Raw genomic sequence first — 13,111 nt, 5'->3', positions numbered from 1 at the left:
ATCTCGCCCGGACGGATGCCGTCACCCTCTACTGCGACGTACCTCCATTCAGGTGAATTACCCCTGTCACTAGCTGGAACGATGCACGTTGACGATCAGTTCCTGCTCATTTCGAAAGAATCGTGAGGGGCTGCGATCACGGCGGCATGGAGGACCGGCCGCAGGGCGTTCGGCGCCGCCTTTTCCGGTGCACTGTGCACCGACTCCCTTCTCTCCGGCGACGTACCGATCCATCGTTCCTCCCTACCTTCCCGAGTTATGGCCCCATACACGACCGTCCTGCCCTCACGACCGGATACGGCCGCCTCCCGCACGGCCCGCGCCGCCTCCGCGAGAGTGGCGCCCGTCGTCATCAGGTCGTCGACCAGCACGACACGGCCCGCGCCGAGCAGCCGGCCGCCTCCCGGACTCACCTCCAGCGCCCCGGCGAGGTTCACCAGGCGCCGCCGCGCGTCCAGCCCCGCCTGGTCGGCCACGGCCCGGCGCTGGCGCAGTACGGCCGCCACCCGGGCCGGTGTCCCGGTGCGCCGTAGCTCCCCGGCCGCCGCGAGCGCCATCCGCCGCACCGGATCGTGCCCACGCGCCCGCACGGCCCACCGGGCGGAGGGAACGGGGACCAGCAGGACGGGCCCGCGCTCCGGCCGCCCGGCCGACTCCGCACCGTGCAGCACGGGTCCGTGCCTCGGCCGCCCGGCCGACTCGGCGCCGACACGAGCACCGGTACCGGCAGCGGCAGCGGCGCCCCAGGCGCCGCCCGCCCCGAGGCCCGCCCGCACGGCCCCCGCCAGCGCCGCGCCCAGCGCCCCCGTGAGCGTCAGGGCGCCCCGCTCCTTGTGCGCCAGCAGCAGCGCCCGCACCTCCGCCGCGTAGGGAGCCACCGCGTGCACCACCGGCAGCCCGGCCGGCTCCGGCACCGGCCGCACCCGCCGCGCCGCGCTCCCGTGCAGCGTGGCCCGGCAGCGCGCGCAGAGCGCCGTACGAGGTGCGCCGCAGCCCGCGCAGTCGGCCGGCAGCACCAGGTCGGTGAGGTCCTGCCACCACCCCCGCATGACCACCACTGTGCCAACACGATGGCGGGCCGGCCACCCCTGTGGACAACGCCCTGTGGATAACTCGACGCACCAGGCACCAGGCACCGCGTACGGCCACAGGAAGGGAGGTGTCCTGCTCTCAGCCCGGATAGACCGGCGCCGACCCGTCCTTGTCGACCTTCTGCCACTGCGCCCCGGACGGCAGCCGTACGATCCCGTCCTCCGAGTAGGCCACCAGCGGCACCCGCTCGTCCTCGGACGCGGCGATCGCCTTGACGCTGGTGAGCGCGCCCGGTGCCGGGCCGTCGAGGGTGGAGCCGTCGACCTGGACGTACCGCATCTGCTGCACGCCCCCCTGCTCCTGCCCGACGACGAGCAGCCTGCTGTCCCCGGCCCAGGAGATGGCGCTGACCTGCTCCAGGTCCGGCGCCGCCGACCGCAGTCCGTCCACCGTGATGCCCTGCCCGGTGCCGTCGTCGCGCTGGATGCGGCCGATGACCAAGGACTGCTTGCCGTCCTTCTCCACGACCAGCGCGATCCGCGCCCCGTCGGCGGCCACCCGCGCGTCCTTGATCTGGCCGGACAGGTCCGGGACGGCGACCCGCTCCGGTCTGGCGACGCCCTGCTCCAGGACGAACAGCCGCGGCCGGTGCGGGTCACGGTCGGCCACCCACAGGTCGCCCTGGGCGTCCCAGCTCGGGGTGGCGAGCCGGTGGTCGGGGGTCGTACCGGCGCTGGTCACCTGCGGATCGCCGAGCGATCCGCCCGACGCCAGCGACGTGACGTACAGCGTCCTGCCCTCGTCGCCGACGCCGGCCGCGGTGTGCTCGTCCCGCGACACCGCCACCGACTGCAACCCCTTGCCGCCCTCGCCCAGCGGACCCGGCACCGGTACGGACCCCGTCCCGGTGCTCCCGGTCTGCATCCGCACCATCCGGTGCTTGCCGTCGAGGAAGTACAGGTTCACGGGACGCTTGGACGACCCGTGCCAGGCGACGGACTCGGCGCGCTCATCGGTCAGTTCGCACAGCCGGTCGCCGCCGGTCCCCCGCAGCTCGACGGACTCCAGCGTCGGCGCCAGGTTCCGCAGGGTGAACAGCATCTGCGTCGCCATCTCGGTGCACTTGCTCGGCGCCACCCGGGACGGCTTCAGGTTCAGCGGCACCGTCAGTTTGTTCTGGTCGTCCGGAGCCAGCCCGGACACGCCCTTCTGCAACGCCGTACCGGTCGGGAAGCTCGACCTGACCACCGGTCCGAGCCAGGTGGTGGGCCCGTTCAGCAGCGAGCGGACCAGCTGGGTCATCGGGTCCACCTTGCTGCGCACGAACACCGGGTCGGCGACCGCCACCGGTTGCCCGCTCGTCCCGACCGACGCGTTGGAGGAGAAGTAGTACTTGTCGACGGACGTGTAGTTCCGCTGGAAGTCCGACTTGCCCATGACGACCCCGTCGGGCAGCCCGTCGATGCGCCACTGCCCGTTCTTCGGGTCCTTCGTGAGGTGCAGCTTCTTGCGGTAGGTGCCGTCGGCGGGCTGGTAGGCCTGCTGCGCGTCGACCGTGGCGACCTGGCTGCCGGCCAGCACACAGGTGACGCTGTTGGTCTCCTCCCGGCCGCCCGGTCGGCAGTCGGTCTCGATGGTCGGCCCGTTCGCGAGGACGGTGGTCGACCGCTCGGGCCGCCATGTGCGGGCCGCGTCGGCCGTCAGATACTTGCGCGCCGTGTCGTACCCCGGGTCGTCGCTGGTCAGCGCCTCCAGGAAGCCCTGCATGATCTCGCCCGGACCGGCGCCGTCGGCCGGCGGCATGGCGAACACCCGGACCCCGGTGTCCTGCCGCGGCGTGGACTCCACGTCCCGCAGGTCCCCGCTGTCGGGCATCGAAGCGCAACCGGCCAGCAGTACGACACCCAAGGCGGCGTACGCCACCGCGCGCCCCGGCCGCCGCCGTGCGCCCCCCTCGCGGTCAGCGGCCACGAAATGCCTCCCCTGGCTCGGTCGAGTCCTCCGGCGCGGCCGCGTCCGGCCGGCCCGCGCCGGCATCCGGTGCCGGACGTGCGGCGGGCCCGTCACCCGGGCGCCGCGCGGCACCGGTGGGCCGGGGCACCACGCGCGCGCCGTTGCCGTTGCCGGGCAGGGCGCTCGGGTCGACGGCCGGGGTGCCGGTGGACAGCTGCGACGCGATCGACGCCCGTGGCGGCAGCGCGGGCGCCTGGGCGCCGTTCTGCTGCACCGGAACGGTAGCCCGCTTCTCCTCGTCCGACCGGGGCAGGCCGGCGTCGTCGAGGCCGCGGTTGCGGCGGGAGTCCTTGGGCTCCAGCGGTATCGGCGAGCCCCGCAGCGGCTCGTCCGCCGTCCTGGGCAGCGTCAGCCGGAACTGGGAGCCGCCGCCCGGCTCTCCCCAGGCCTGGAGCCAGCCGCCGTGCAACCGCGCGTCCTCCAGGGCGATCGACAGCCCGAGGCCGGTGCCGCCGGTGGTACGCGCGCGTGCCGGGTCGGCCCGCCAGAAGCGGCTGAAGACCCGGGTCGCCTCACCGGGCTTCAGCCCGACGCCGTAGTCCCGCACCGCGATGGCCACGGCGCCGCCCGCGGCGGCCAGCTTGACGACGACGTCCTTGCCCTCGCCGTGCTCGACGGCGTTGACGACGAGGTTGCGCAGGACGCGCTCCACCCGCCGGGCGTCCGCCTCGGCGACGATGGGCTGCTGGTCACCGAGGACCCGTATGTGCGTGCCCTTGCGCTCGGCCAGCGGCTCGGCACCGCTCACCACCCGCCGGACGACCTCCCTGAGGTCTATCGGCTCCGCTTCCAGTGCCGCCGCTCCGGCGTCGAACCGGCTGATCTCCAGCAGGTCGGCGAGCAGCGACTCGAACCGGTCCAGCTGGTCGGCGAGCAGTTCGGCCGACCGTGCGGTCACCGGGTCGAAGTCCTCGCGCGCCTCATGGATGACGTCGGCGGCCATCCGGACGGTGGTCAGCGGGGTGCGCAGCTCGTGCGAGACATCGGAGACGAACCGCCGCTGCATCCGCGACAGGTCCTCCAGCTGCTGGATCTTGCCCTGCAAGTTCTGCGCCATCTTGTTGAAGGCCTCGCCCAGGCGCGCGATGTCGTCCTCGCCGGTGACCTTCATCCGCTCCTGCAACCGTCCGGCGGACAGCCGCTCCGCGATCCCGGCCGCCATCCGCACCGGCGTGACGACCTGCCGCACCACCAGCCACGCGATGGCGCCGAGCAGGACGACGACGAACAGCCCGGCGGTGGCGAGCGTGCCCTTGACCAGGCTCAGGGACTTCTCCTCCTGCGTGAGCGGGAAGAGGTAGTACAACTCGTACGGGCGGCCGTTGGGGTCGTTGACCTGCTTGCCGATGACGAGCCCCGGCTGCGAGTCCTTGCCGCCGTAGTAGACGATCCGCGTGTTGCTCTGGACGGCTGTCGTACCGCTGTTGACCCGCTCGCGCAGGGCGGCGGGCACGCTGGAGGTCGGGTTGACGTTCCCGGAGCCGCGCGGGCTGCGTCCGCCGCCGCTGTCGTCGCCCACGGGCAGCGTCACCACATCGAAGGCGCCCGCACCGCCGCTGGACAGCGACTCCACGAGGTCGCTCATCCACTGGATGACGTTCTGCGACTGCCGCCCGTCCGCGGTCGCCGCGCCGTCATCGGCACCGGCGGCCCCGGCCCCGGCTCCCGCACCGGTCCCGCCGGCCGCCTCGTCGGCCTTCTGCTTGGCCACCGCGAACCCGCCCGTGGCCTGGCTCTGCGACGCCTTCACCTTCGCGTCGAGCAGGCCGTTGCGCACCTGCCCGATCACGACGAAGCCCAGCAGCAGGACGACACCCAGCGACATCAGCAGGGTGGTGGCGACGACCCTGAGCTGGATGTTGCGCCGCCACAGCCGCATCACCGGCAGCAGCGGACGGCGCACCCAGCGCAGGAACAGGCGAAGGACCGGACTGCCCTGCACTCCGCCCTCGAGCAGCCCGCCGTCGAGCAGGGCCCGCAAGCGCGCACCGACCGCTGTCCGGCCGACAGGCCGCCCCGGACGGGTCCCGGACCCGCCGGGAGCCGAAGCGGCGCTGTCCCCGGACATGTCAGCTCGGTCCGGCCTTGTAACCGACACCACGGACGGTCACCACGATCTCCGGCCGCTCCGGGTCCTTCTCGACCTTGGAGCGCAGCCGCTGGACGTGCACGTTGACGAGCCGCGTGTCCGCCGCGTGCCGGTAGCCCCACACCTGCTCCAGCAGCACCTCACGGGTGAACACCTGCCAGGGCTTGCGCGCGAGCGCGACCAGCAGGTCGAACTCCAGCGGGGTGAGCGCTATCGCCTGCCCGTCCCGCTTCACCGAATGCCCGGCGACATCGATGACCAGGTCACCGATGGTGAGCTGCTCCGGCGCCGGCTCCTCCGACCTGCGCAGCCGCGCCCGGATCCGGGCCACCAGCTCCTTCGGCTTGAACGGCTTGACGATGTAGTCGTCGGCACCCGACTCCAGGCCCACGACGACGTCGACGGTGTCGCTCTTGGCCGTGAGCATCACGATCGGCACACCGGACTCCGCCCGGATCAGCCGGCACACCTCGATGCCGTCCCGTCCGGGCAGCATCAGGTCGAGCAGCACCAGATCGGGCTTCGTCTCACGGAAAGCGGCCAGCGCCTTGTCGCCGTCGGCTACGAAAGACGGCTCAAAACCTTCACCACGCAGCACGATGCCGAGCATCTCGGCCAGTGCGGTGTCGTCGTCGACGACAAGGACTCGTCCCTTCATAAACGACATCATCCCATTCTCATAACAGCGACAGGCGCCCTGGTGAGGGAGGTCACTGGCCGGTGACGATAGTCGTACGGGGCGGTCACTGTCTGCCCCCGTCCGTCGACGTCGGTGTCGATCACTGCTGTCAGCTCGACGCCGGCGGAGCCCCAGCCGGAGGCCGGGCACACAGTTCCGCGAGCGCCTCGGCCGTCACGGGCGAGACCGCTCCCTCCTCGGTGACGATCGCCGTCACCAGTTCGGGCGGGGTCACGTCGAACGCCGGGTTGTACGCCTGGGTCCCCAGCGGCGCCACCGGAATCCCGCCGCCCACTCCTGCCACCTGGGCCTGGGGCGCCGCCACCTCGGTCACCTCGAAGCCGGGACGCTGCTCGACCTCGATGGACGCCCCGTCGGGAGTGTCCGGGTCGACCGTCGTCAGCGGCGCCACCACGATGAACGGCACATGGTGGTACCGGGCCAGCACAGCGAGCGGATAGCTCCCCACCTTGTTCGCCACCGACCCGTCGGCCGCGATCCGGTCCGCTCCGATCAGCACCGCGTCCACCTCGCCAGCCGCGAACAGGGAACCCGCCGCGTTGTCCGTGAGCAGGGTGTACGCCATGCCGCTGCGGGCCGCTTCGTACGCCGTCAGGCGAGCGCCTTGCAGCAGCGGACGCGTCTCGTCCACCCACAGCCGCCGCAGCCGGCCCGCCCGGTGCGTGGCGAGGGCCACCGCGAAGGCCGTGCCCTCCCCGCCCGACACCAGCGACCCGGTGTTGCAGTGGGTCAGGATCCGGTGCCCGCCGCCGGGCAGCAGCTCGTCCAGCAGCGCCAGACCATGGGCCGCCATCCGGGCGCTGGCCTCGGCATCCTCCTGGTGCAGCGCTCGCGCCGCCGCCAGCGCCGCCACGGCGGCGGCGGTGGGGTCACCGGTCCTGGCCAGCGCCGCCTGGTGCGCCGCCTGCGCCCGGCGCACCCCGACGGACAGGTTCACCGCGGTGGGCCTGGCCTCTTCGAGCGCGCGCGCCGCCTCGGCCACGTCGAAGCCCCGCGCGGCGGCGAGCGCGACGCCGTACGCCCCCGCGATCCCGAGCAGGGGCGCCCCCCGCACGGCGAGCGACCGGATCGCCTCCACCAGCGCCGCCGCGTCCGTGCACACCAACTCGGCCTCTTCGGCCGGAAGCCTCGTCTGATCAAGAAGGACCAGTACGGGACCTTCTGGTGGTTCCTCCCATCGGATCGCCGGTATCTCGGTCGGCCGCTTGTCCCCGCCGGTTCGCGCCTGCTGATCAACCATGCCGTCAGTCTGCCCTGGATCCGGCGGACAATTGAAGGCATCCAGCGCCCACCGTGGCCGGTCCCCCGATGACCGGCACATGGCACGATGGCTGCCAACCTGCCGCCGCGACCGCGGACGGGCACCGAGAAGGAGCTTCGATGACAGACACTCCGGGCTGGGCCTCGCCCGGATCCGCCCCGTCGTCCGAGGGGCGGGAACCCGGTGCGTCCGGCCCCGCCGAGCCCGCGGACCGCCCCGGCCCGACGGAACCCGCGCCGCAGCCGGGCCCGGACGCGCAGGACGCGGGCTCGAAGTGGTCCAAGGAGCAGCCGCCACCCGGCCAGTGGTCCGCGCCCACCGGTGCCCCGAGCCCGAACCAGGCCCCGCCGCCCCCACCGCCCGGCCCGGGCTGGGGCGGCCGGCAGCCTGGCGGCCCCGGCCCCGGCGGTTACGGTGGCCCAGGCCCCGGCCCCGGTGGTTATGGCGGTTACGGCGGCCTCCCTCCCGGCTACGGCGGTTACGGCACCCCGGGCGGCTACCCCTCCTGGGGCGGCGGCTGGGGCGGTCCCCCGCCGGCGGCCAAGCCCGGCGTCATCCCGCTGCGCCCGCTCGGCGTCGGCGAGATCCTCGACGGCGCCGTCTCCACCATGCGCACCTACTGGCGCACGGTCCTCGGCATCGCGCTGGCCGTCGCCATCGTCACGGACACCTGCCTGGTCCTCGTCCAGGGCTTCTTCGTCAACGACGCCCTCGCCCGCACATCGCTCGACAGCCGGACCGCGACCCTCGACGACGTCTACCGCTCGCTGCGCGACTCCATGATCGCCACCGGCGTCGTCACGGTGATCTCCGCAGCCGCCGTCATCGTCGCCACCGCCCTGCTCACGACCATCACCAGCCGCGCCGTGCTCGGCAGACCGGTCAGCACCGGCGAGGCCTGGCGCGAGGCCCGCCCGCAGATCCCGAAGCTGGCCGGTCTGCTCCTCCTGCTCGGCCTGATCACCGTCGGAGTGATCGTCGTCGGCGCACTGCCCGGCTTCCTGGTGCTGCTGAGCGGCGGCAGCGACGCCGGCGGGTCCGCGCTGTTCGCCCTGGGCATCCTCGGAGCCGTCGTCGTCGCGGTGTGGCTGGCCATCCGCTACTACCTGGCCGCGCCCGCCCTGATGCTGGAACGCCAGAGCGTCACCAAGGCCATGAGCCGCTCCGCCAAGCTGGTGCGCGGCTCCTGGTGGCGCGTCTTCGGCATCCAGCTGCTCGCCTGGCTCATCGCCAACATCGTCTCGGCCATCGTCACCATCCCGTTCGCCCTCATCGGCGCCGCCGTCAGCGGCGACGGCATGGGCGACTTCCTCGGCACCAGCGGCGGACACGTCGGCTGGGCGTTCCTGATCATCCGGGGGATCGGCTCCCTGATCGGGACCACGCTCACCCTTCCGATCAGCGCCGGCGTCACCGTGCTCCTCTACATCGACCAGCGCATCCGCCGCGAGGCCCTCGACCTCGAACTGGCCCGCGCCGCCGGCGTCCAGGGCTATGGCACCGGCGCCTCCGGCCCCGTCCCCGGGAGCTGATGCGGTGAGCCTCGCGGGGGGAGTTCTCACGGCGGCGACCCCGTCGGGCGCCGGCACGGCGGTCGCAGGCCGGCTGCTGCGCGCGACGGACCGGGTCGTCCTGGCGGCCGGTGGCTCGGGAGACGAACCACCGGTGACCATCGGACGCGATCCCGCGCGCAAGGCGGCCCGGCGCGAGCTGTCCAAGGGGATGTACCACGAGAACGACCCCAGCCTGCTCCAGCGCGCCCTCAACGCGTTCTGGGACTGGCTCGACCGGGCCCTCGGCACGGCCGCCTCGGCCACCCCAGGCGGCACGCTCGGCCTGGTCGTCGTCATCCTGTTCGTCGTCGCCGTCCTGGCCGCCCTGTGGTGGCGCCTGGGCACCCCCCGCCGCCGGCCCACCTCCGCCGCCGGCCTGTTCGACGAGCGCCCCCGCAGCGCCGCCGAACACCGCGCCGCCAGCGAGGCCCACGCGGCCCAGGGCCACTGGAACCAGGCCCTCCAGGAACGCATGCGGGCCCTCGTCCGCTCCCTGGAGGAACGGGCCCTGCTCGACGTACGCCCCGGCCGCACCGCCGACGAAGCAGCCGCCGAGGCCGGCCGCGTCCTCCCCGCGCACACGGACCGGCTGCGCGCCGCCGCCCGCGAGTTCGACGACGTCACATACGGCGGACGCACGGCCGGCGAGCCGTCGTACCACCGCCTCGCCGAACTCGACCGCGACCTGGAACGCACCAGACCGGTCCTCGCCAACAGCCCCGCCAGCGCCACCAGCACGGCCCAGAACACCCGCAAGGGGGCCGCCGAGTGACCACCGAGGCCACCCCGACGGCCACCTCCACCGCGCCCACCGGCCGCCAGGTATGGACCCGGACACGAGGCATCGCACTCGCCGTCGTCCTGCTCCTGGCCGCGGCCGTCGCCATGGCCGCCGTACGCTCCACCACCCGGCACGGCGACCTGGACCCGCGCTCCCCCGACCCCTACGGCAGCCACGCCGTCGCCCAACTCCTCGCCGAGCGGGGCGTCTCCACCCGCGTGGTCACCACCCTCGGCGCGGCCCGCGCCGCCACCGGCCCGGACACCACCCTGCTGGTCGCCGTACCCGACCTGCTGACCCACCGCCAACAGACCCAGCTGCACGCGGCAACCGCATCCTCCGGCGGGCGCACCGTCCTCGTCGCGGCCGGCAGCTGGTCCGTCGAACGGCTCGCCCCCGGGGTCGCCGCGGACCCCGCCACCAGCGACAGCTCCACCCTCGACCCGGACTGCACCCTGCCCGAAGCCCGGCGCGCGGGCCCCGCCGACACCGGCGGCGTCCGCTACACCACCACCCACCTCGACGCCGACTCCTGCTACACCAGCGACCGTCTCGCCACCCTGCTACGCATCCCCGCGGCCTCCGGAGGCGGCGACACCGTCGTGCTCGGCGCGCCCGACATCCTCTACAACGACCGCCTCGACGAGCAGGGCAACGCCTCGCTCGCCCTTCAACTCCTCGGCTCCCGCCCCCATCTGGTCTGGTACCTCCCCTCGCTGTCCGACGCCTCCGCCACCGACAACGGCGAACGGAAGAGCTTCCTCGACCTGCTTCCCCCGGGCTGGCTCTGGGCCACCCTCCAGCTCTTCATCGCGGCAGTCCTCGCCGCCTTCTGGCGGGCACGCCGCTTCGGCCCGCTCGTGCTCGAGAAACTCCCCGTCGCGATCCGCGCCTCCGAGACCGCCGAAGGCCGCGCCCGCCTCTACCGCAACGCCAACGCCCGCGACCGGGCCGCCGCCGCTCTTCGCTCCGCCACCCGCACCCGCCTCGCCCCCCTGGTCGGCATCCCCGTCACCCAGGCGCACACGCCCGAGGCCCTGCTCCCCGCCCTGTCCACCCACCTCGCCGGCGACGGACAGGCCCTGCACTCCCTCCTCTTCGGACCGCCGCCCGGCGACGACGCGGCCCTCATCGCCCTCACCGACCAACTCGACGCCCTCGAAAGAGAGGTACGCCGTTCATGATGGACCCGACCACTGACAACGCCGGGCAGAGCGGGGACGCGGGCACCGCCCGGGCCTCGCTGGAAGCCCTGCGCGCCGAGATCGCCAAAGCCGTGGTCGGCCAGGACCCCGCCGTGACCGGCCTCGTCGTCGCCCTCCTCTGCCGCGGACACGTACTACTAGAAGGAGTCCCCGGGGTCGCCAAAACGCTGCTCGTCCGCGCCCTCGCATCCGCACTCGAACTCGACACCAAGCGCGTCCAGTTCACTCCCGACCTGATGCCGAGCGACGTCACCGGCTCCCTCGTCTACGACGCCCGCACCGCCGAGTTCTCCTTCCAGCCCGGCCCGGTCTTCACCAACCTGCTCCTCGCGGACGAGATCAACCGCACCCCGCCCAAGACCCAGTCGTCGCTGCTGGAGGCCATGGAGGAACGCCAGGTCACGGTCGACGGCATCCCCCGTCCGCTCCCCGAGCCGTTCCTCGTCGCCGCGACGCAGAACCCGGTCGAGTACGAGGGCACCTACCCCCTCCCCGAAGCCCAACTGGACCGCTTCCTCCTCAAACTGACGATCCCTCTGCCCTCCCGGCAGGACGAGATCGACGTCCTCACCCGGCACGCCTCGGGCTTCAACCCGCGCGACCTGCGCGCCGCCGGCGTACGCCCGGTCGCCGGCCCCGCCGACCTCGAGGCGGCCCGCGCCGCGGTCGCCCGGACGACCGTGTCCCCCGAGATCACCGCCTACGTCGTGGACATCTGCCGCGCCACCCGCGAGTCGCCCTCCCTCACCCTGGGCGTCTCCCCGCGCGGCGCGACGGCCCTGCTTGCCACCTCGCGCGCCTGGGCCTGGCTGACCGGCCGCGACTACGTCATCCCCGACGACGTGAAGGCCCTCGCCCTGCCCACGCTGCGCCACCGCGTCCAGCTGCGCCCCGAGGCCGAAATGGAAGGCGTGACCGCCGACTCCGTCATCAACGCCATCCTCGCCCACGTCCCGGTCCCCCGCTGATGGCACTCACCGGACGCGCCGCCCTCCTCGCGGCCCTCGGATCGATCCCCGTCGGCATCCTGGAACCAGGCTGGACGGGCATCCTCGCGGTCAACGGCCCACTGGCCCTGGCCTGCGCCTGTGACTACGCACTTGCCGCGCCGGTACGCCGTCTCCAGCTGATCCGCTCCGGCGACACCTCCACCCGTCTCGGCGACACCGCCGACGTCACCCTCACGATCACGAACCCGTCCCGCCGCCCGCTGCGAGCCCGGCTGCGGGACGCGTGGCCACCGAGCAGCTGGCAGCCAGGCACCGAGACCGACGCCTCCCGGCACCGGCTGATCGTGCCACCGGGCGAGCGCCGACGCGTGACGACCCGGCTGCGCCCCACCCGCCGCGGCGACCGCCACGCCGACCGCGTCACGATCCGCTCCTACGGCCCCCTCGGACTCTTCTCCCGCCAGGGCGCCCACAAGGTCCCCTGGACAGTACGAGTCCTGCCCCCGTTCACCAGCCGGAAGCACCTCCCGTCGAAACTCGCCCGATTGCGTGAACTCGACGGACGCACCAGCCTGCTGACCCGCGGGGAGGGAACGGAGTTCGACAGCCTGCGCGAGTACGTCCCCGGAGACGACACCCGCTCGATCGACTGGCGCGCCACGGCCCGGCAGTCCGCCGTCGCCGTCCGCACCTGGCGCCCCGAGCGCGACCGGCACATCCTGCTCGTCCTGGACACCGGCCGCACCTCCGCCGGCCGGGTGGGCGACGCACCACGCCTGGACGCCTCCATGGACGCGGCTCTGCTGCTCGCGGCTCTCGCCTCGCGCGCGGGCGACCGCGTGGCGCTGCTGGCCTACGACCGCCGGGTACGTGCCCTGGTCCAGGGCCGCTCGGCGGGCGATGTGCTGCCGTCCCTGGTCCAGGCGATGGCGACGCTCGAACCGGAACTCGTCGAGACCGACGCTCGTGGTCTCACCGCCACCGCGCTACGAACCGCACCCCGGCGCTCCCTGATCGTGCTCCTCACGACGCTGGACGCGGCACCGGTGGAGCAGGGCCTGCTGCCCGTGCTTCCGCAGCTCACTCAACGCCACACTGTTCTGGTCGCCTCGGTGGCAGATCCGCAAATTGCCCGCATGGCGCAGGCCCGCGGTGACACGGAGGCGGTGTACGAAGCGGCGGCAGCGGCTCAGGCGCAGAGCGAGCGCCGGCGCACCGCGGAACAACTCCGTCGCCACGGGGTGACGGTGGTGGACGCGACACCGGAGGATTTGGCGCCGGTACTTGCGGACGCGTATCTGGCTCTGAAAGCGGCGGGTCGGCTCTGAAAGGCTTCGGCCCGTCGTTGTTCTGCCCGTCCTGTCGTGTCGGTGACGTCGAATGGTCCTGAACGCAGAAAACCCCCGCACCGAAGTGCGGGGGTTTCCTCAAAAATTGTTCGGCGGTGTCCTACTCTCCCACAGGGTCCCCCCTGCAGTACCATCGGCGCTGTGAGGCTTAGCTTCCGGGTTCGGAATGTAACCGGGC

At 73.2% G+C, this 13,111-nt stretch carries 10 protein-coding genes and 1 rRNA gene; 5 read left to right on the top strand and 6 right to left on the bottom strand.

Features of this window, described 5'->3' with window-relative positions:
* Window positions 1-95: 95 nt before the first annotated feature.
* The 5 genes from ACZ4WH_RS37120 to mtnA all read right to left on the bottom strand — a co-directional run bounded on the left by ACZ4WH_RS37120 (window position 96) and on the right by mtnA (window position 7,074).
* A complete protein-coding gene (locus tag ACZ4WH_RS37120; RefSeq protein WP_468189264.1) occupies window positions 96-1,049 on the bottom strand; it encodes a ComF family protein in 954 nt (317 codons plus the stop codon).
* A 121-nt stretch (window positions 1,050-1,170) separates the two neighbouring features.
* The gene (locus tag ACZ4WH_RS37115) at window positions 1,171-3,003 is read right to left on the bottom strand and encodes an LpqB family beta-propeller domain-containing protein (protein WP_468189261.1); all 1,833 of its coding nucleotides are present in this window, start codon (window positions 3,001-3,003) and stop codon (window positions 1,171-1,173) included.
* Entirely contained in the window at window positions 2,993-5,113 is a 2,121-nt protein-coding gene (gene mtrB / locus ACZ4WH_RS37110; protein ID WP_468189259.1) for an MtrAB system histidine kinase MtrB, read from the bottom strand. The genes ACZ4WH_RS37115 and mtrB overlap by 11 nt, the downstream gene beginning before the upstream one ends.
* Before the next feature lies 1 nt (window position 5,114).
* On the bottom strand, window positions 5,115-5,804 hold the full coding sequence (gene mtrA / locus ACZ4WH_RS37105; protein WP_468189257.1) for a two-component system response regulator MtrA: 690 nt from the start codon (window positions 5,802-5,804) through the stop codon (window positions 5,115-5,117).
* A gap of 118 nt (window positions 5,805-5,922) precedes the next feature.
* Window positions 5,923-7,074 carry an S-methyl-5-thioribose-1-phosphate isomerase gene (mtnA, locus tag ACZ4WH_RS37100; protein WP_468189254.1) on the bottom strand — a complete coding sequence of 384 codons (1,152 nt, stop codon included), beginning with the start codon at window positions 7,072-7,074 and terminating at the stop codon, window positions 5,923-5,925.
* Window positions 7,075-7,214: 140 nt separating this feature from the next.
* Between mtnA and ACZ4WH_RS37095 the strand changes: the two genes are divergently transcribed.
* The 5 genes from ACZ4WH_RS37095 to ACZ4WH_RS37075 are packed head-to-tail and all read left to right on the top strand — an operon-like array spanning window position 7,215 to window position 12,912.
* Window positions 7,215-8,627, top strand: coding sequence for a glycerophosphoryl diester phosphodiesterase membrane domain-containing protein (locus ACZ4WH_RS37095; RefSeq protein WP_468189252.1), 1,413 nt, complete (start codon window positions 7,215-7,217; stop codon window positions 8,625-8,627).
* A 4-nt stretch (window positions 8,628-8,631) separates the two neighbouring features.
* Window positions 8,632-9,420 (top strand): DUF4129 domain-containing protein, encoded by a 789-nt coding sequence (locus tag ACZ4WH_RS37090; protein WP_468189250.1) that lies wholly within the window; start codon window positions 8,632-8,634, stop codon window positions 9,418-9,420.
* A complete protein-coding gene (locus tag ACZ4WH_RS37085) occupies window positions 9,417-10,613 on the top strand; it encodes a DUF4350 domain-containing protein (protein ID WP_468189247.1) in 1,197 nt (398 codons plus the stop codon). The genes ACZ4WH_RS37090 and ACZ4WH_RS37085 overlap by 4 nt, the downstream gene beginning before the upstream one ends.
* The gene (locus ACZ4WH_RS37080) at window positions 10,613-11,602 is read left to right on the top strand and encodes an AAA family ATPase (protein WP_468189245.1); all 990 of its coding nucleotides are present in this window, start codon (window positions 10,613-10,615) and stop codon (window positions 11,600-11,602) included. The genes ACZ4WH_RS37085 and ACZ4WH_RS37080 overlap by 1 nt, the downstream gene beginning before the upstream one ends.
* Window positions 11,602-12,912: a DUF58 domain-containing protein gene (locus ACZ4WH_RS37075; protein WP_468189242.1), complete on the top strand. Its 1,311-nt coding sequence runs from the start codon at window positions 11,602-11,604 to the stop codon at window positions 12,910-12,912. Before ACZ4WH_RS37080 ends, ACZ4WH_RS37075 begins: the two co-directional genes overlap by 1 nt.
* Window positions 12,913-13,020: 108 nt before the next feature.
* Here ACZ4WH_RS37075 and rrf read toward each other — a convergent pair.
* Window positions 13,021-13,111 (bottom strand): 5S ribosomal RNA (rrf, locus tag ACZ4WH_RS37070); the annotation flags it as partial.

Source organism: Streptomyces sp. NPDC029138, assembly GCF_055564375.1.
This window is presented reverse-complemented; position numbering and strand designations above follow the sequence as displayed.